The sequence below is a fragment of the Zwartia hollandica genome (assembly GCF_019923725.1).
GTDB lineage: Bacteria > Pseudomonadota > Gammaproteobacteria > Burkholderiales > Burkholderiaceae_B > Zwartia > Zwartia hollandica.
The window spans coordinates 855,566-874,188 of sequence record NZ_JAHXRI010000006.1 but is presented as its reverse complement, the minus strand read 5'-3'; the positions used below and the strand labels follow the sequence as shown (position 1 = coordinate 874,188).

Below are 18,623 nucleotides of genomic sequence, written 5' to 3'. Positions count from 1 at the left end.
CTTACGTTGAAACGTAACAGCCTGGGTCTGACCGCAATTGCAATCGCGATTGCGGTTTTTTTAGCCGTCTTCCTTATCAGTCCAATTGTCTCGGTTGTCTACACAGCTTTTTCAGACGGACACGGTGGGTTAACGCTCTCGCATTTTTTCGCGTTCTTTCAAATTTCCTTAATGAGAGAGTCATTTGCGAACAGCTTATTTGTCGCAGGGATGACCGTTCTTGGCGCCACACTGATTGCTATACCCCTCGCATATCTAACCATGCGGTTTCAGTTTAGGGGAGCAGTCTTAATCCAAACGCTGGGGGTATTGCCTTTAGTGATGCCGGCTTTTGTTGGCGCAGCGGCGATGCAATTGATCTTTGGACGCTCGGGTGCAGTCAACCTGATCTTGATGGATCTCTTTGGCTTTAGCATCCCTGTGATGGAGGGCTTAAGCGGCATCATTTTTGTCGAAACACTACACTACTTTCCATTTATCCTACTTAACCTTTCCGCATCACTCGCAACAATCGACTCCTCAATGGAAGAGGCAGGTCAAAATCTCGGTGCGTCAGGTTGGCGACTATTTCGTAAAGTTATTTTCCCTTTGGCACTGCCGGGTTACATCGCCGGTGCCTCGCTTGTCTTTATCAAGGTCTTCGATGACCTAGGCACACCACTCGTGCTGAATGTGACAAATATGCTAGCGCCACAGGCGTATTTGCGCGTCACCTCTATTGGTATCGAAGACCCCATTGGCTACGTGATTTGCGTCATCCTCGTGCTGTTCTCCATCGCAGCGATGGGGGGGTCTTGGTGGTTTGTCAAACGTCGCGACTATGCCTTGATTTCACGCGGCGGCGCCCAAGCGCCAAAGCGGAAACTTTCTTCATGGCAAACCGTGATGGCTTATGGCTGGATCATTGGCATACTCATGTTGGTGCTGTCCCCTCATCTAGGAATTTTATTGATGTCGCTCTTTAAGGTTTGGAGCTTCAGCGTTCTTCCGGAGCAATTCACCTTTGCGCACTATCTCACTATTTTTAGTGATGCAAAACAGATGATTTGGAACACCATTCTTTATTGTGGTCTAGCTGCTGTTATCGATGTCGTATTAGGCGCAGCGATCGCCTACATTGTGATTCGAACCACAATCCCCGGCCGTCAAATCTTAGATCATCTCGTGACCGTCGCGCTTGCGATGCCGGGCTTGGTGTTGGGCATTGGCTACCTTCGCACCTTTCGTGATGTCGAACTCCCCTTTGGGGCTGGGGCATTAACGGCAAGCTGGTTAATTTTCGTCTTGGCGTATTCGGTGAGACGGCTACCCTATGCACTGAGGTCCTGTATGGCGGCATTGACGCAAGTGCACCCCGCACTAGAAGAGGCCGCAGAGAGCGTCGGTGCCAGCCGGTGGCGGACAATTCGCAAAATCGTCCTCCCCTTGATGATGGGCGGTCTTCTTGCTGGATTTGTCACAAGTTTCATCACTGCGGCAGCAGAGATTTCAGAAACCATTTTGTTAACTAGCAAAGAAAGTATGGCACCCATGTCCTATGGTATCTATCTTTACTTTCAGTCGATCGCAGGACGTGGACCCGGCGCTGCACTAAGCGTTATTGCCATCACCTTAGTCGCACTGGGTACATATCTCAGCCATCGCATCGCTGCAACTGCAACACCACATCAAAACGTTGGAGCCCGGACATGAAATCCGTCGCAATCGACATCCGTAACATCGCACTTTCATTCGGCTCGACAGCCGTATTGAAGGACATCAACCTGCGCATCGAACCAGGTGAGTTTTTCGCTCTACTCGGTCCGTCTGGATCAGGTAAATCAACGCTTCTTCGCCTCATTGCCGGCTTTAATCAGCATCAGCGTGGCGAATTATTGATCGATGGTAAAGACGTGACGGGCACCGCACCTTGGTTGCGTAATGTCGGAATGGTGTTTCAAAGTTATGCGCTCTGGCCACATATGACGGTTGCACAAAACGTCGCCTTTGGACTTGAAGCGCGTAAGCTGCCAAAAGCGGAAATCCAAAGAAAAATTGGTGAAGCGCTCGAACTAGTGGATCTTAGTGGCTTGGCAGAGCGTCGTCCTGGACAACTCTCCGGTGGCCAGCAACAACGCGTCGCGATTGCTCGAACACTGGCAATCGAGCCTCAGGTCCTGCTGCTTGATGAACCCCTGTCGAACTTAGATGCCAAACTCAGAACACAGACTCGACACGAGCTTGTGGAACTACAAAAACGTCTCGGTCTCACCACGATTTTTGTGACGCACGATCAAGAGGAAGCGCTGACGACCTGTCACCGAGTTGCAGTCATGGATCAGGGCATCATTCAGCAAGTTGGATCTCCGATGGATCTCTTCGATTTTCCAGTAAATCGATTCGTCGCCCAGTTCGTAGGCTCAGTCAATTTATTTGCGGGTCGTTTCCATACAGATGGGGATCATCTTCGTTTTAATTCACCCAAGCTCGGAGAGATTGTTTTGCCGAAGGGGCTCGAGCAACAGACTACTGAAATGGATCTAGCATTCAGACCACATGCGGTGCGATTCGCCTCCGATGCGCAAAGCGATCTTGCTGGGCACTTAGCGCTGCAGGGTGAAATACTCAGCGCCGAGTTTTTAGGTGAGGCTTTCCGTTATGACGTGCGTGTTGGTGAAGCAATCGTGCGCGCGGATGTTTCACACAGTCGCGGAAAAGCGGCGCTGCCTACTGGTTCTGAAGTACATCTTCGCATCCCGTCGGAAGAGCTTCGCTTTGTTGCAAATTAAATGCAGATAAAAGCGATCCAATCTTTTGCCCCTACACGGCTATTCGTTACTGCCTCATGAAAACTCTAATTGCCTGTATCACCCTTGGTGCATGCCTAGCAGGATGCAGCGCAACGGCTCCATCAGCCACCGGTTATCAACCTGTCATGGCACAGGAGGGTAAGGATGTTATTTGGGTACCAACGCCCGATAGCCTTTTATTGAAAATGCTGGAAGCCGCTCACGTAACTGATAAAGATCTTGTCTACGATCTTGGTGCGGGCGACGGCAAGATAGCGATTGAAGCTGCCAGACGATATGGCGCGCGGGCAGTCGGGATCGAATTTGATCCCCAAATGGCCGAGCATGCTCGGCAAAACGCAAAAAACGCCGGCGTATCCGATAAGGTCACGATCATTACCGGAGATATCTTCGCAGAGGATTTTTCGAAAGCAACCGTCGTCACTCTTTACCTGCTACCTTCGCTGAACTTAAAACTATATCCAGTTCTGGTAAACATGAAACCCGGTACACGGATCGTCTCTAATACATTCACCATCGGTAGCTGGGTGCCTGACAAGACTTTTTACGGTTACAGCGGGACAGTTGGCCACTTCTGGATTGTTCCAGCTAGCATACAAGGGTTCTTGCAGCTCGATGGTATACCGGGACTTGATCAAGTGACTCTGTCAGTCGTACAAAAAAGCCAAGAGTTTCATGCTGACTTTACACCGCAAGGCAAGCCCTTTCAACGTATCGAAGGCAGACTCAACGGGACACAAATTACCTTCAGTTATGCGGATATCCAAGGTGTCATGCAAACATTTAAAGGTGAAGTCATTGGTGATGCCCTCTCCGGCACACTCGATGCAGATCCATCTGTTCGAATTACCGCGAAACGTTAATCACACCCAATCGATTGCCGTCACCGATCAGATCTATTTTTTTCGTAACCCCAGAAAAATCACTGTCGTCACTACAATACAGGCTCCCACCACCTGAATGATTGCGATCTTTTGACCCAGAATGAGCCATGCAAGGACTAAGGCTACGATGGGCTCAACGTTCATGATGGCAGAGTTTCCAACAACACCCAGGCGCGGCAATACCGTGAACATGATTGTGAAACCAGTCCCGTATAAGACACTTAAGGCGATTAGACCCCACCACCCCACCGCAGCAGTGGGCCATTGCATCGCATCGGTGAATTGAGCGCCGATTACTGTTAAGACGCCGACCATTGCCATGGTCGCTACTGTACGCACACGACCGTCCAGATCTGCCGCGTTGTGTTGAATGAGCACCATGCCAAGCCCAAACGAGCAGGCGGCTGTTAGAGCAAAGGCAACGCCTAAACCAATTTCCTGCCATTGTCGTTGCATACCTAAGCCAGACGCTGCACCAAACACATCTAGCGCTAACGCCAATCCGATTAGCATAATGGGCATCGCCTTCAGGACGAGAGGCTCGGGTCGTTCTTGATACAACACGCGCGCCCACATCGCAATCCACAAGGGATAAGTATTAAACGCCAGCAGCGCGAGGGAGACCGGCAGTCTTGCTACGGAAGAATAAATGGTCACACTTTGAATCGTAAAAAGGATTCCAACGAGCGGCAACACTTTTTTGTGCCGAGGAGTCAGTCGAATCGACACGCCCTGCACGAGGATAATCAAGCCCACCACGACAGCGGTGATACTACTGCGCATCACCACTGCTGCCGCCACATCTGCACCATTATCAAATGCGATTCGAGCTGCAATATGATTCGAGCCCATCAACAAGGCCACCAACAACAATGCAGCAAAGGCTGGCCCTGAGATCGCTTGTGTTTTCATGCGTGCCGCTACTTAAGAGCAACGGCAAATCCGCGCTGGACCGCAGGACGCGCCATCATAGTCTCGTACCACCGCTTAACATTTGGATATTCAGCCAAATCGACCTGATGGCGTTGATGACGCCATGCCCAACCTAAAATCGCGAAGTCTGCGACTGATAAATCACCCGCGAAATATGTATTTGTTGCTAAGCGCTTATCCATTACTGAATAGAGTCGACGTGTTTCTTTACTGAAGCGCTCAACACCGTAACGCTTATCCTCTTCGTTGGAGAGTCCAAGAAAGTGATGCACTTGGCCAGGAATTGGTCCAAAGCCGCTCATTTGAAACATCAACCATTCGTAGACAGGCACGCGCGAAATCAAATCTTGGGGCAGAAACTTACCAGTCTTCTCTGCGAGGTATAGCAGTATCGCACCGGACTCAAAGACGGTGACCGTCTTACCACCAGGGCCATCCGTATCGATGATTGCAGGGATCTTGTTGTTTGGGCTGAACTTCAAGAAATCAGGACTGAACTGTTCGTCTTTTCCGATATTGACGGTCGTCACTTCATAGGACAACCCCATTTCCTCAAGAGCGACAGAGATCTTTCGGGCATTAGGTGTGTCAAAAGCAAAAAGTTGAATGGTCATGTTATTGAATACCCGTCTTGTGAAGTGAGACCTGCTGGTGTAAGGTAAAAAGCAAGAAACACAAATATATAGGAGATTAGGTCATGGGTTCGGTTTATTCATTCAATCAATGCTTTCAAAAGCACTTTTCTGCGAAAGCAGCTACGCGCATGGCAAGCTTGGCACTCTTTACGAGCCTGAGCTTGTCAGTTGCTGGGCCTAGTCTTGCTCAAACCTTTCCTGACAAACCCCTAAAGATTGTTGTGGGCTTTCCTCCCGGCGGGGGCTCAGATCTCATGGCACGCATGGTTGCTGAGCGCCTCTCACCTCTGATCGGTCAGCCTGTAATTGTTGAGAATAAGCCCGGTGCAGGTTCGACGATTGCCGCATCCTTTGTCGCTAAATCAAAGCCTGACGGCTACACCATTCTTTTTGGACAGGCCGCAAACCTTGGCATTGCACCCGCAATGATGTCTACGCTGAACTACGATCCAATTAAAGACTTCGCACCCATTACGCGCTTAGCCGCCGCACCCCTCCTCGTCGTTGGACCAACAACGCTTGCTGCTGCCAATATGAAAGAGGTCATAACGCTTGCCAAAGCGAACCCAAACAAACTGAGTTTCGGTTCGCCCGGCTCTGGAACGCTCGGGCACTTAGCCGGGGAGATGTTCGTGAGCCAAGCGAAAATCAAGGCGGTGCACGTCCCATATAAGGGTCAGTCTGCAGCGATTACCGACATCATCGGCAATCGGGTGGAACTTTACTTCAGCACCATTGCAGTGATCAGCCCACACGTAGAAAGCGGTCGCATCAAGGCGTTTGCGATTACCTCAAAAGAGCGCTCGCCCAGTTTCCCCAACGTACCAACGGTTGCCGAGTCGGGTCTACCAGGCTATGAGGCAGAAAATTGGTACGCACTACTCGCACCTGCAGGCACGCCGCCCGCTATCGTAGACCGCCTCAACCGTGAGCTAAAGAAAATCCTCGGCTCTCCTGATTTTGTCAAAGAAATTGCGAAGGAAGGTGGCCGCACGGTTGGCGACTCACCTGCAGAATTTGCAAAATTTCTAAGCATCGATGTCCCACGATGGCAGCAAATCGTACGTGAAGCAGACCTTAAAACTAACTAGCTTCAGTTAGTACTCATCGGGGTACGGTCAACGACTTTACCCCATTTAACGATCTCAGTCGCAATAAAGGTATTGAGTTGCTCGGGGGTGCTCGTCACGGGCGTTGCGCCTTCACGCTCAAAACGCTGAATCAAATCCGGTGACTTCATTGCCTGGGCAATCGCAGCGTTTAACCTCTCCACGACCGCTGGTGGTGTGCCCTTGGGTGCAAGTAACGCATTCCAAGTGTTGATCTCGTAATCTGGCAACTTCGCAGCCTCTGCTATGGTTGGAGTCTGTGGAATTTCCTTGGAGCGCGCTGCTGTAGTGACCGCAAGTACATTCAACTTACCTGACTGCACATGCGGTAGCACTCCAGGCAAGGTGGCAAATGTCAACTGTGTGTCACCCGCGATGACCGAGGTATTCGCTAAGGCGCCGCCTTTAAAAGGAATGTGCACAATATCAAGCTTCATCGCGTCGTTAAACATGGCAGCGGCAAGATGTCCCGGAGAGCCATTACCGCTTGAAGCGTAATTCAACTTGCCCGGATTTTTGCGGGCATAGTCAACGAACTCGCCGAGCGTTTTGACAGGTAACTTAACACTCGTCACTAATGCGAGGGGTATCGAAGCAACTAATGAAATCGGTGCAAAATCCTTCAAGGGATCGAAGGTGAGCTTACCTTTATACAAAGCAGGATTAATCCCGTGACTCGCTACAGTCGCCATATAAAGGGTGTAGCCATCCGGCTTCGACTGCGCAACATAGGCGGCTCCGATATTGCTCGCTGCACCCGGCTTATTGTCAACAATAATAGTTTGCCCAAGAATTTTCCCCATTTGCTCGCCAAGTGATCGAGCCAAAATATCTGTCGTTCCCCCTGCCGCATAACCGACGACGATCCGAATCGGCTGATTGGGATAGCTCTGTTGCGCTTGCACTCCGACCGTCAGGCTCATCAGAGCAAGAGCACCCAGACCGCGTAACACTCTGGCAGGAAAAAGCTTATTCAATGTACGTTTCATTTTGATTGACCAACTCTTAAGTAAATTAATGATCTTTAACTAAAAGGCACTCGTCAGCGACAAGCACCTTTGGACTCTGGTTCAATAATGGCCCATTTAATTTCAATTGGGTTTTTATCTCTAAATCGATTCCAATACATATTGATCGATCCCGTTTTTGTCGCCTGTGCCAAGAAACTCTTCATACCGTCGTTTAGCGGTCGGGACTCTTCAGCCGCATCAATCACAATCAGCGCGCCACACTTTTTAATCAACGCAGGAGAGACAGCAGGGCCCTGGTGATAGAGCCCATACGGCACAACTAGCGGTTGATCCTTAGACATCACCGATGTCACGCCCGCCACCCAGGTTTCACCAATCACGACCTTTAACGGCCCGCGTGTCTTAGCGTCCCAAACCTCATCGAGTAAAGCTCCCTGCTGTTTGGCGGGGTAATTCGCCCGAGCTACGCGTCCAGTCAAATCAACCACTAAACCGTAGTACAAGCCAACCGACACGGCAATTAAGATATTGAGGAATAGTCCGACACCCACCACCCGACGTAACGCTAAAGACGTGTCGACTCGTGGCACATAACGCAGAGCCCACAAGCCAAGCACAACGAAATAAGCTGTTGCCCAATTGGCGTTGAGATCGATCCATATCGCACCTAGTACGCACGTCACCAACATAGGGCCGTAGGCAGTAAAAGACACGTAGCGTTCTTCGGTGGTTGTATTGGCAGAACCCTTCCACGACTGTGCCGGTGCTCCGTCACGTTTAAATTGCAACTGAATGACAACTAGTGCAATGAGCAGAGGGGCAAGCTTTCCTAACTGGCTACCCAAGAACTTAAACACCTCGGCCAAGTGATTGACTTGCCCACCAACTTGCCGTTGCATGTAACGCAAAGTCGGTGCATCCTCACGAATCAGCCACTCAATATGTGGAATCATCGCAAGCGCACCCGCAATCATTGCAATGCTAATACCCATCATGGCACGCCGGTTATGCATTCGAGAATCCAACAAAATCCAGATTCCCATGACAGCAAACCAAATACCCACGGCATATTTAGTGAGCAAGCAAATCGCCCCTGCGATGCCCAAGAGCGCCCACCGCCACCAGTTCTGATTACGAACTGCCAACAAGACAGCCCACAAAAATAAAGCAGTGGGAAACAACTGCATTAAATTTGAGCTGACTTGCAAGCCGTTCACGTTGTGATAAATCACGAGGCTCGTCAGAACAACGGCCATCAGTGCACGAGCCGGTGTCGCAATCAGGAGCGCGATGCGCCACACCACGATAAGCATCAAGGCGACGTTAACGACACCCGCCAGATAAGTCACCCAGACCGCACGACCAAAAACCACAACAAATAGATGCACCCACCATGTGCCAATTGGACCAAACTTTGGATAACCCCAGTCAAAATGCTGCAACCAGAATAGCTCCTCAATGCTATCTTTATGGGGGGCCGTATGACTCACCATCGCAATAAAGAACCAGAACACTGCATGCAAAGCAATATACGCAAGAGTTACCCTGCGCAATTGCTGTGCATCGGTTGCATCGAGCTGGCTGAGGAACGTTTTTATCGATCCAATAGGATTAAAAACTGACACGTTCTTAGCCCGCCTTCAAACCGGATTTCTGAATAATATTTTTATACATCTCGACATCTTTAGTGATTTTCTTAGCAAACTCTGAAGGTGACAGTCCGACTTCAAGCATGCCTTGTTGCTTTAGCTTTTCTGCGATGCCTTCGGACTTCATCAGTTTTTGAATATCTTGATATAGCTTTTCTACCAGTGCGGACGTCATATTTGCTGGCCCTAAAAAGCCAAGCCATGTAGAGATATCAAAGCCTGCGTAGCCCGATTCGATCATCGTCGGCGCATCAATAAAGGCACGTTTACTGGTGGTTAGCGCAAGCGCACGAACCTTATCTGCATTGATATATGCAATGACAGAGGGCAAAGTAGCAAACGTCATTTGCACGTGACCTGCCAGCAAATCAGCAATCACTGCACCACCGCCCTTGTAGGGAATATGGGTTATTTCAACACCGGCTGATTGCTTGAACAACTCTGCTGCTAAGTGTCCGCCCGTACCGTTCCCAGGCGACGCATAACTGATCTTGGTTGTGTTGCTACGTATCAGCGCCTCAAGCTCTTTCGCTGTACTTGCCTTTACGCTAGGGTGAACCACCAGTACGTTGGGCAATTCAGCGGCCAGGGTGATCGGCGTGAAGTCTTTTTCTACGTTGAACGGGAGCTTATTGGACATCCCCGGACTAATCACAAAAGCACTACTGGTTAAGAGCAGCGTATAGCCATCAGGCTCTGAGCGCGCCACCGCCTCTGCACCAATATTTCCACTTGCGCCAGCGCGGTTCTCAACCACGACCGGTTGCCCCCACATGTCAGCTAGGCTAGCACTCAGTGTGCGCGCGAGCATATCGGCACCACCACCGGGCGCAAAAGGGACAATAATCTTAACGGGCTTTTCGGGGAATTTTTGCGCGCATACTGCGGTACTGGCTACTGCAAGGCCAATAGAGACCAAGATACTGCTTACGCGTTGAAGTAGTTTCATTATTTACTCTCTCCTGAGTATTGCACCGAGATCTCCCGCATTCGCCAGTTGGCTAACGCGCCAGCACTGCTCTAACACCTGCTGACTTTTTTCTTTCGAGAATTTTTCAGCAGTTAAGTCTAAGAACTTGAAATTGATATCCGCATCACTCATGGGCTTCTGTAAACTGCCTAGTGCATGCTCAACATGCTGGGTGATTGTCGTCCCGTCGTTCAAGGTAATTGACAAGAATGCCTCATCCACCGCGACTGACCTATCAACCTCTGCGGATACCTTTGGACGTAATGCGACAACATCGGTCCTGTTTACGACTGTATCCGTATAGTGCTTTGATGTACTCAGTCCATCAATAAGCACCACCGCAGCTGAATGATAAACGCTGAACTTACCCTCGAGGCCCGTACGAGGTTCGGTCTTGCCTGTTAGCTCAAGCACCAAGGGGTTGACACGTAAATGAACCTTTTCTATCGATGCCGTACGAGCACCCAGTTTTTTATGTAATGAAATACAGCCATCGATCACGGGATGAATAACTAAGCCACAAGCATAGGGTTTAAACGCATTATCCATTACGACCCATCGGGTGCCTAAGTCAACCAAACTGTCAGATAAGTGCGGGTTGACCGACATGACGTGCGCAAACCCTCTCGGGGCTTCGAGCACGCGCTCTGAACTGGTAAATCCCTGCTTTGCCATCAAGGCAGCGCTAAGGCCACTCTGTGCAGCGCGACCTGGGTGCAAGCTTTTGCACATCGTGCCAAAGACTTCTCGCAAGCCAGCCGCTTGGGTCGCGGCGATTCCGTAGGCCCACGCCATCTGTTGGGCATTCAGTTTCAACGCATAGCCAACCGCTGTCGCAGCACCGAAACCACCCACTGTACCGGTCACATGCCAACCAATATCATAGTGCGCCGGGCACACACCGAGGGCGATTCGACACTCGACTTCAATACCCAAGGCGATGGCAGTCACAAAGGTATCACCATCAATGGGCACGAACTCAGAGAGCGCAAGTAGTGCAGAAAAGACAGGGCCACTTGGATGCACTAACGTTGCATGATGGGTATCATCAAAATCCAAAACATGCGAGCTGATGCCGTTGAACAAGGCCGCGTGTAGCGCATCAACACGCTCTGCTCGACCCAATACAGAGGCATGACCTGAACCCAAAAATGGTTTGAATGCGTCCATAGCCTTTACTAACGCTGGGTGTGCCGAACCTCCTACGGCACAACCGGCCCAGTTCACCAAGCTTCTCGCAACCTGATGTCTTACCTCAGACGGCAACTTACCTTTCTCGAAACTAGCAACAAATTCTGCTAGCTCCTGGGTGACTCCAAGTGTCGACGAACGATCCATTATTTCTGCTTCCAATCTCTAAGTGTAAGAAACACCTAGGCCTGTATTGATTTGGTCTTAAGGTGTCGCATCGTCTGCGTGACGAGCACGATAATAAATCCGGTAAAGCCCATTACGTCGGCCCAGTTATCAGGATAGGCAAGAGCCACACCTGCAACGACCATTACGATACGCTCGAACATGTGCGTCTTCTCGATAAACCAACCCTGCAGCCCACCCGCCAAACATACGATACCAACTGCTGCGGTGAACGATATCCAAGCAATTTGCCACCAATCGGCGTTCGCAAGCGCCTTGGTTGAACCCATCAACAACAAACTGGTACCGGAGTCGCCAAGCACGAACATAAATGGCACCAAAATCGCTGGCGCAACATACTTCCAGGTTTGCAGCGTGGTTTTATATGGATCGCCCTTACAAATCGCCGCGGCAGCGAATGGCGAGAGTGCTGTTGGAGGAGAGACTTCGGACAGCACCGCGTAATAAAAGATAAACATGTGCGCCGCGAACGCAGGCACACCCAGATTTATCAGCGCTGGCGCTGCAATAACGGCACAGATAATGTAGGAGGCCGTGACGGGCACTGCCAAGCCGACAACCCAGACCACCAAGGCAGTAAAAATCGCGGTCAACAACAAAGAGCCTCCTGCATACTCAATGACGATCGAGCTGAACTTAAGCCCGAGTCCCGTCAAGGTCACAGTACCCACAATTAAGCCAGCGCCTGCACAAGTTACCGCAATAGCCAGCACACCCGTTGAGCCGGAGGCCAGTGCCTTGACCAGATTAGACTCATATAGACCTTTGAGGAAAGGCTGACGGCCGCGTAGCAAATCGTATGAAATGATCGCAGTATCACGACGGAGCATGCTGGTAAAGATTGAGACAACCGTCGCCCAAAATACAGACATGATTGGTGAAAAACCCATCATCATGAAAACAATAATCGAGACTAACGAGAAGAAGTGGAACCAGTATTTTTTTGTCAAGCTCCATGCACTTTCGACAGATTCAAAATGTATGTTCTTCATTCCGTACTTGCGTACATCAATCTCAACCATGACGAACAAGCCCAGATAGAAAAGGATGGTTGGTATACAAGCCATCAATAAAACGTCGAGATAGGAGATTTTTAAAAAATCAGCAATCAGGAAAGCAGCAGCGCCTAGTACTGGCGGAGAAATAATCGCGCCCAAGCCACCCGCAGCGAGCAGGCCACCTGCCGCATTGCGCTCGTAACCAACCTTCTCCAGCATTGGGGCCGCAACCGAACCGACCGTGACCGTTGTTGCCACGCCCGAGCCCGATGGCCCACCCATCAAGAAGGAAGACAGCACAATCGTGCGGCCAACGCCCGAGGACTTACCGCCCATCGCGGCAAAAGAGAAATCAATAAAGAATTTTCCAGCACCGGTGAATTGCAAAAACGCGCCAAAAATCGTAAACAAGATGATCAATGTCGCCGACACATCAATCGCTGTGCCATAGATACCTTCGAGGGTCATATACATAAACCCGACAAAGCGACCAATGTCATAACCTTTATGTGTCCAGGGTGCGGGTAGATAGTTTCCAAGCAACGCATACAGAATAAAGAGACCTGTCACCACCACCAGAATCATCCCATTCGTGCGGCGCAGTCCTTCGAGTATCAAGCCAATCAATACGACGCCCACAGCAATATCCAGAGGCAATGGATCAGTATTTCGATCTGTCAGATCGTCGCCACCTAGCAAAATATAGAAAACTATCCCGACCGCCACTAAGGCAGCAATCACATCCCACCACATCAGTCGATTTTTCAATCTGGCAGTCATGGGGAAGCTTAAGAACACCAAAAACAGAACAATGCCTACATGGACGGTCCGCAAAACCTGCGTCGTTACGATCGAATACGCCGCATAAAGATGGAACAAGGACATGCCGACTGCACACAACGTCAAAAACACAGCGAGTGGGCCACGGTAGTCATTTGCATCCCCCTCTTCCTGCCTGATAAATGCATCAAGCTTTTCCTGGGTTTCTCGATCAATTGCGTTTTGACTCATGGCTCTGCCTGCGTGATTTAAATATTAAATAAAGCAACAACGCACCTTCAGTTACGAAAGGTGCGTTGTCAGGACAACACTCTTACGCTTTACTCTACGCTTTGACCATTCTCTTTGAAATATTTCAACGCGCCGGGATGAAACGGCAATGGTGTCGCTGCAGATTTTTGATTAACGAGTTTTACGCTGCCGTACTCACTGTGTGTGCGCACCAGTTCCTGCATGTTGTCGAACACTGCCTTAGTGATTTTGTACGCTTCATCATCTGGCATTTTCCCGTTCACGACCAGAATATTCGATACCGATGCATTGGTATTGTCAGTAGCCATTCCCGAGTATGTTGCCTTAGGAATCGTATCCTTGAAATACAAGTTCCCATATTTCTTGTTCATCGCGTCAACCGCATCAGCATGGTTGATCATGACAATCTTGGTGCCTGGAGTATTTGCCAAGTCAGTTACCGCTGCCGTTGGCAAGCCACCGACCCAAAAGAATGCATCGATCTTACGATCTTTGATAGCATTCACCGATTCCGCCACGCCGAGGCGTTCGCGCTTGACGTCCTTGTCTTTATCCAGACCAGCAGCCTCGAGCAAACGGAACGCCATCACCTCTGTTGCGCTGCCTGGACTGCCGGTGCTGACGCGCTTACCTTTCAAATCTTTCATAGACTTGATGCCAGTTGAGTCAACAGTCACTACATGCATGCGATTGGGGTAAAGAACCAAAAGTGTTTTCACATCCACTTTACGGCCAGCGAACTTGTCTTTGCCATCCTGGGCATCTTTGGCGGCATCAGCCATTGAAAATGCGAGATAAGGCTTGCCAGAGCCAATAAGCTTCAGGTTATCAACCGATCCACCCGTGACTTCCGCCGTTGCGGACATGCCAGGAACTTTCTTGGTCAGAACCGAAGCCAGACCCCCGCCCATTGGGTAGTAAACGCCACCAGTTCCTCCGGTAGCAATTGAGAAATTCTGAGCCTGCGCGCCACCAGCCGCGATTGCCAGCGCTAAACCAAACAGTTTTAGTAGTTTCATCGTCCTCTCCAAGAAATCCAAGTGTTGCTTCCGTCGCTCAAGCCACGGTCAGCCTTTGTTTGCCATGCCTAGACGCTCAATAGTAGCCTTTTCAGCGAAAAAACTGTCACGAGCAAATTTGGTTTACTGCTCTGTGTTCATTACGATCGCTGGCCAGCGCGAAGTCCGCTTGCTTCCATCGGTGGCAAGCAGTCGAGAGCAAAAATTCGCGGCGATCAGCCATACACAGTCTCCTTAATTTATATAAGAATTAATTTGTATTACTGTGCTGATCTTACGGCGGCGCCTCGAGGGGTGCAATGGGCAATTGCCCTGACCTCATTTTTTAGAGTTTTTAATGATTTCTGCAGCGCTGGCGTCTGAGACGCGTGGCATATCGAATAGATCAGTCGTGCGGGCGTACCACCCTGTCCCATGCATACGTCCAATTAAACGCGCCGCAACAGGATCTACACGGAGTTTTTGCATATCAATCAGATCGTCTCGAATATGCAGATAGAGCACCTCACCAATTACAACGTTACGACCAATCCCGATCTCGACGTTCACGATCCGTCTGCACTCAAAAGAGATAGGTGCCTGCTCGATATAGGGCGCTCGGATCTTGACGCTTTTGCCGTGGGTAAAACCGGCCATTTTAAATTCGTCAATCTCAGGTGGAAAGCTCACTGCCGTCAAGTTCATCGCCTGTGCAATATCCTCACTGACTAGGTTCACTACAAACTCCCCAGTGTCGCGAATATTCTGAGCCGTATCCTTCATGACACCTGGCGCAAGGCAATTGACCCCGACAGCCACGGCAGGTGGCACATCGCAAATCGCATTAAAAAAACTATAGGGGGCCGCGTTGACAACGCCCTCATGACTAATCGTACTCATTAGCGCGATAGGGCGAGGTACAACACAGCCCACTAGCAGCTTGTATTTTTCTTGGTCAGACAGATTGGCGAAATCAATTTGCATAGCGTGTATTCAAGAGGGTTGCTCTCTGGAATTCCTAGTTTGAGTACTCTATTTGGACGGGGTCTAGAATTGCGCTATTCTACTTGTCACATTGACGGCAATTGACCGTCGCGTCTTTCACACGCATATCTAACGAATACTTAATTCTGGTGAATCGCCTCCTCGTTGCCTTGTCGGCAATGTTCTTACAGCAAACTTTTGTCGCGCTTGGTCGTGCCTTGCCGGCAGTAATTGCGCCAGCAATGATTGCAGACCTGATGCTTGATTCAGCTTGGATTGGGGTCTATTTTTCAATCGTAGCAGCGGCCGCCCTGATGACGCAGCTCGGCTGTGGTAACTTCATCGTTCGCTATGGCGCGATGCGCATGAGCCAAGCAGCGCTTGTCCTCCTTGCAATAGGAACCGCCTTTGCCGCAATTGGCACACCTTTCTTCTTAGTGCTTTCGGCATTGCTCGCTGGTGGCGGGGCCTCTGTGTCGACACCAGCCAGCTCTCACTTACTCGGGCGTTGCTCGCCCCCAAAGTACATGCCGTTGATTTTTTCAATCAAACAAACTGCGGTGCCTGCAGGTCTATTGATCGCCGGGTTTGTTGGACCCTCACTGACAGAATGGTCTAACTGGCGCTACACGATGTTGATCAGCGCACTGAGTTGCGTCATCTTTTCACTCATGCTGCAGCCGCTTGTAAAGCATTTTGACGATGATCGAATCGCAACGCGTAAATTTCATTTCTCAGATTTTGGGACCACACTGCGTTCTGTTCTTGGAACGCGTGACTTACGCAACTTAGCTTTTTCTTGCTTTGCTTTCAATGCGGTACAAACGATTTTCACGATCTATTTCGTCGTGTATCTCACCACAATCGGCTACACCATGGTTGCAGCTGGCTTTCTGTTCTCTCTTGTTGTCGTCATTGCCGTACCTGGTCGTATCGTTTGGGGCTTACTTGGTAGTGGTTATATCCAACCCCGAATTATGATGGCCACGCTCGCGCTTGGCATGGTCATCAGCATGGTGCTGCTGGGGCTTAGCAGCGGGGGCTGGCCCACGATTGTGATCGGAATTATTGCAACTGTCATTAGCGCAACAGCCTTGTCTTGGCATGGCGTATTACTCGCCGAAGCAGCGCGCGCAGCGCCTGAAGGCTCACGTGGTGGTGTAACGGGTGGGGTGCTTTCTTTTGGACAGATTGGTGCGCTGACCGCGCCAATAATTTTTGCCTTACTGCTAGGCATTTCCAATAGTTATGGCTTGGGCTTTATTGTTTGCTCAATTCCCGCACTACTGGTGGCGCTGGTACTGCTCCGTCAACGTCAAGGCTCTACGCTCGGTAAGTGAGTACTCGAAGCGGGCCAGTGCAAAACAATCGATGAATCGACGGCTAATGCGTCTTGGTTCTTGTCAGGGTAATGTAATTGCCCAAGCAAATCTCGAATCAAATTTAGTCTTGCGTGCTTCTTGTTGTCGCTACGCACAACCGCCCACGGTGCATCACAGTGATGAGTACGACGGAGCATCTCATCGCGCGCCTCGCTATATGCCTCCCACTTCTTTTGCGCTTGCTGATCGATCGGACTAATCTTCCACTGTGTCAGCGGATCTTTCTCACGATCAAGTAAGCGTTGCGCCTGCTCATCCTTCGATATATCAAGATAATATTTGAAGAGACGAACACCGGAACGAACCAATACTGACTCGAAATCGTTAACCGTAGTCATGAACTGGTCGTACTGCTTCTCTGAGCAAAACCCCATGACTTTCTCAACGCCCGCACGGTTATACCAACTACGGTTGAAGAGAATGAATTCACCGCGACCAGGCAGGTGGGCAACATAGCGTTGAAAATACCACTCGCCAACCTCACGCTCTGTGGGCTTGCCTAAAGCCACCACGCGCGTCTCTCTTGGACTTAAATGCTCGACAATACTTTTGATGGTGCCGTCCTTACCTGCTGCGTCTCGCCCCTCCAAAATGACAAGAATCTGATCTCCGCTTTGTATAAAGTGTTTCTGTAACTTAACTAACTCTACCTGCAAATCATAGAGCTGGTCTTGATAGTCGTCTTTTGTCATGCCTGCTCCCTAGCTTGGTCTTTAAACACCCAGCGCCACATCAACAGTACTGCAAGTAGCGCGCACGATCCAGAAAACGCAAAGGCGTACGTTGGACTGAAAGACTCATACAACGACCCAAAAATAAACGATGCAGGAAAAAGCATAAGCCCTGAAATCAGATTAAACCAACCAAACGCCGTTCCAGTCATTCCAGAAGGTGCGAGGTCGGCAACTAGGGCTTTTTCCACGCCCTCAATCGCGGCTTTGAATAAGCCGTACAGCACGAATAGTCCTAAGAGACCAAGCAAGGGCACGTTCGGAATGGCCATTCCAAAATAAAACAAAGCGAACGCAAGCCACGCGACGAGTATGAAGGGCTTACGTCCAACGCGGTCTGAAAGGGCAGATAAAGGCGTTCCACACAAGGTTGTAATCAAGGATACACCCGCCCATAACAAAGGTATGTAAGCGAGGGGTACTCCCAATTCTCTGGCCCGGAGCAACAAAAACATGTCCGAAGAGTTTCCTAATGCAAAGAGCCCGATCACAAAAAGATACTTTTTGAAATTCGTAGGCATTCCATTCAGGGACCAATGAAATTTGGTGACCACAGAAGTTTGCTCACGCTTAGGCTCTTGTAGGCATAGCGCGAGTAATACCGTCACCACCCCTGGAACGATTGCCCACAAAAACACGTCTTTGAGCGGAACCCCTAAGCTCAATAACAGCGTCGCAATCAAAGGTCCAATCACGGCGCCCGCATTGTCCATCGAGCGATGCAAGCCAAAGGTGAGACCGCGTTGTGAGGCTGGGACACTTTCCGCCAACAGCGCATCGCGTGGCGAACTACGCAAGCCCTTACCAACACGATCCGTGAAGCGAATGGCAAGCACCCAAACCCAAGAGCTTGCAAACGCGATCAAAGGTCGTCCGAATCCGGCGAGACAATATCCGAGCACAATCCACGGTTTCGAGCGCCGAGTGCGATCAAAGATTACCCCTGACACAAGCTTAAACAAGCTAGAGGTTGCCTCGGCGATTCCCTCAATAATCCCCAACGCTTTTGGTCCTGCCATCAATACCGTCCCCAGGTATAGCGGCATAAGCGGGTACAACATCTCGCTGGCAGTATCGTTCAGAAGGCTAATCAGGCCGATCAGCCAAACGGTACGTGGCAAAGTTTTGAGGGTAGAGAGCATACACAACCACTGTAGCACTCAACTCGCGTGGCAGCAGTA

Annotated in this window: 16 protein-coding genes; 5 read left to right on the top strand and 11 right to left on the bottom strand. The window is 50.2% G+C overall.

Features of this window, described 5'->3' with window-relative positions; all coding sequences use genetic code 11:
- Nucleotides 1-6 precede the first annotated feature (6 nt).
- From KZZ10_RS07550 to KZZ10_RS07540, 3 genes are read left to right on the top strand one after another with little or no spacing between them, the layout of a single operon-like run.
- Nucleotides 7-1,692, top strand: a complete 1,686-nt coding sequence (locus KZZ10_RS07550; RefSeq protein ID WP_259660872.1) for an ABC transporter permease — start codon at nt 7-9, stop codon at nt 1,690-1,692.
- Nucleotides 1,689-2,768 carry an ABC transporter ATP-binding protein gene (locus tag KZZ10_RS07545; protein ID WP_259660871.1) on the top strand — a complete coding sequence of 360 codons (1,080 nt, stop codon included), beginning with the start codon at nt 1,689-1,691 and terminating at the stop codon, nt 2,766-2,768. Before KZZ10_RS07550 ends, KZZ10_RS07545 begins: the two co-directional genes overlap by 4 nt.
- A gap of 56 nt (nt 2,769-2,824) precedes the next feature.
- Nucleotides 2,825-3,652 (top strand): methyltransferase domain-containing protein, encoded by an 828-nt coding sequence (locus KZZ10_RS07540; RefSeq protein WP_259660870.1) that lies wholly within the window; start codon nt 2,825-2,827, stop codon nt 3,650-3,652.
- 33 nt (nt 3,653-3,685) lie between these two features.
- On the opposite strand, the gene KZZ10_RS07535 is transcribed toward KZZ10_RS07540, so the two are convergent.
- On the bottom strand, nt 3,686-4,585 hold the full coding sequence (locus KZZ10_RS07535) for a DMT family transporter (protein ID WP_259660869.1): 900 nt from the start codon (nt 4,583-4,585) through the stop codon (nt 3,686-3,688).
- An 8-nt stretch (nt 4,586-4,593) separates the two neighbouring features.
- Nucleotides 4,594-5,220 (bottom strand): glutathione S-transferase family protein, encoded by a 627-nt coding sequence (locus KZZ10_RS07530; protein ID WP_259660868.1) that lies wholly within the window; start codon nt 5,218-5,220, stop codon nt 4,594-4,596.
- Nucleotides 5,221-5,303: 83 nt separating this feature from the next.
- Here KZZ10_RS07530 and KZZ10_RS07525 point away from each other — a divergent pair, with 83 nt between their 5' ends.
- Nucleotides 5,304-6,332: a Bug family tripartite tricarboxylate transporter substrate binding protein gene (locus tag KZZ10_RS07525; protein WP_259660867.1), complete on the top strand. Its 1,029-nt coding sequence runs from the start codon at nt 5,304-5,306 to the stop codon at nt 6,330-6,332.
- Nucleotides 6,333-6,334: 2 nt separating this feature from the next.
- Here the strand turns inward: KZZ10_RS07525 and KZZ10_RS07520 are convergent, their stop codons facing one another.
- The 7 genes from KZZ10_RS07520 to KZZ10_RS07490 all read right to left on the bottom strand — a co-directional run bounded on the left by KZZ10_RS07520 (nt 6,335) and on the right by KZZ10_RS07490 (nt 15,329).
- Nucleotides 6,335-7,339: a Bug family tripartite tricarboxylate transporter substrate binding protein gene (locus KZZ10_RS07520; RefSeq protein WP_259660866.1), complete on the bottom strand. Its 1,005-nt coding sequence runs from the start codon at nt 7,337-7,339 to the stop codon at nt 6,335-6,337.
- Between the two features lie 53 nt (nt 7,340-7,392).
- Complete coding sequence (locus KZZ10_RS07515) at nt 7,393-8,946, bottom strand: glycosyltransferase family 39 protein (protein WP_259660865.1); 1,554 nt, start codon at nt 8,944-8,946, stop codon at nt 7,393-7,395.
- A gap of 4 nt (nt 8,947-8,950) precedes the next feature.
- Nucleotides 8,951-9,919 (bottom strand): Bug family tripartite tricarboxylate transporter substrate binding protein, encoded by a 969-nt coding sequence (locus tag KZZ10_RS07510; protein ID WP_259660864.1) that lies wholly within the window; start codon nt 9,917-9,919, stop codon nt 8,951-8,953.
- A 3-nt stretch (nt 9,920-9,922) separates the two neighbouring features.
- Complete coding sequence (locus KZZ10_RS07505; RefSeq protein ID WP_259660863.1) at nt 9,923-11,278, bottom strand: MmgE/PrpD family protein; 1,356 nt, start codon at nt 11,276-11,278, stop codon at nt 9,923-9,925.
- A 35-nt stretch (nt 11,279-11,313) separates the two neighbouring features.
- Nucleotides 11,314-13,326, bottom strand: a complete 2,013-nt coding sequence (locus KZZ10_RS07500) for a TRAP transporter permease (RefSeq protein ID WP_259660862.1) — start codon at nt 13,324-13,326, stop codon at nt 11,314-11,316.
- Between the two features lie 89 nt (nt 13,327-13,415).
- Nucleotides 13,416-14,366 carry a TAXI family TRAP transporter solute-binding subunit gene (locus KZZ10_RS07495; protein WP_259660861.1) on the bottom strand — a complete coding sequence of 317 codons (951 nt, stop codon included), beginning with the start codon at nt 14,364-14,366 and terminating at the stop codon, nt 13,416-13,418.
- 318 nt (nt 14,367-14,684) lie between these two features.
- On the bottom strand, nt 14,685-15,329 hold the full coding sequence (locus tag KZZ10_RS07490) for a flavin reductase family protein (protein ID WP_259660860.1): 645 nt from the start codon (nt 15,327-15,329) through the stop codon (nt 14,685-14,687).
- Between the two features lie 149 nt (nt 15,330-15,478).
- Here KZZ10_RS07490 and KZZ10_RS07485 point away from each other — a divergent pair, with 149 nt between their 5' ends.
- Entirely contained in the window at nt 15,479-16,669 is a 1,191-nt protein-coding gene (locus KZZ10_RS07485) for an MFS transporter (RefSeq protein ID WP_259660859.1), read from the top strand.
- On the opposite strand, the gene ppk2 is transcribed toward KZZ10_RS07485, so the two are convergent.
- The gene (gene ppk2, locus KZZ10_RS07480) at nt 16,645-17,403 is read right to left on the bottom strand and encodes a polyphosphate kinase 2 (protein ID WP_259660858.1); all 759 of its coding nucleotides are present in this window, start codon (nt 17,401-17,403) and stop codon (nt 16,645-16,647) included. The two genes, KZZ10_RS07485 and ppk2, sit on opposite strands and share 25 nt — an antisense overlap.
- Entirely contained in the window at nt 17,400-18,584 is a 1,185-nt protein-coding gene (locus KZZ10_RS07475; RefSeq protein WP_259660857.1) for an MFS transporter, read from the bottom strand. Before KZZ10_RS07475 ends, ppk2 begins: the two co-directional genes overlap by 4 nt.
- Nucleotides 18,585-18,623 lie beyond the last annotated feature (39 nt).

What these genes read in the sequence shown, in the direction of transcription:
- KZZ10_RS07545 (WP_259660871.1), top strand. Translation starts at nt 1,689, where the DNA reads ATGAAATCCGTCGCAATCGACATCCGTAACATCGCACTTTCATTCGGC.
- KZZ10_RS07505 (WP_259660863.1), bottom strand. Translation starts at nt 11,278, where the DNA reads ATGGATCGTTCGTCGACACTTGGAGTCACCCAGGAGCTAGCAGAATTT.
- KZZ10_RS07540 (WP_259660870.1), top strand. Translation starts at nt 2,825, where the DNA reads ATGAAAACTCTAATTGCCTGTATCACCCTTGGTGCATGCCTAGCAGGA.
- KZZ10_RS07535 (WP_259660869.1), bottom strand. Translation starts at nt 4,585, where the DNA reads ATGAAAACACAAGCGATCTCAGGGCCAGCCTTTGCTGCATTGTTGTTG.
- ppk2 (WP_259660858.1), bottom strand. Translation starts at nt 17,403, where the DNA reads ATGACAAAAGACGACTATCAAGACCAGCTCTATGATTTGCAGGTAGAG.
- KZZ10_RS07520 (WP_259660866.1), bottom strand. Translation starts at nt 7,339, where the DNA reads ATGAAACGTACATTGAATAAGCTTTTTCCTGCCAGAGTGTTACGCGGT.
- KZZ10_RS07475 (WP_259660857.1), bottom strand. Translation starts at nt 18,584, where the DNA reads ATGCTCTCTACCCTCAAAACTTTGCCACGTACCGTTTGGCTGATCGGC.
- KZZ10_RS07525 (WP_259660867.1), top strand. Translation starts at nt 5,304, where the DNA reads ATGGGTTCGGTTTATTCATTCAATCAATGCTTTCAAAAGCACTTTTCT.
- KZZ10_RS07495 (WP_259660861.1), bottom strand. Translation starts at nt 14,366, where the DNA reads ATGAAACTACTAAAACTGTTTGGTTTAGCGCTGGCAATCGCGGCTGGT.
- KZZ10_RS07500 (WP_259660862.1), bottom strand. Translation starts at nt 13,326, where the DNA reads ATGAGTCAAAACGCAATTGATCGAGAAACCCAGGAAAAGCTTGATGCA.
- KZZ10_RS07510 (WP_259660864.1), bottom strand. Translation starts at nt 9,919, where the DNA reads ATGAAACTACTTCAACGCGTAAGCAGTATCTTGGTCTCTATTGGCCTT.
- KZZ10_RS07530 (WP_259660868.1), bottom strand. Translation starts at nt 5,220, where the DNA reads ATGACCATTCAACTTTTTGCTTTTGACACACCTAATGCCCGAAAGATC.
- KZZ10_RS07490 (WP_259660860.1), bottom strand. Translation starts at nt 15,329, where the DNA reads ATGCAAATTGATTTCGCCAATCTGTCTGACCAAGAAAAATACAAGCTG.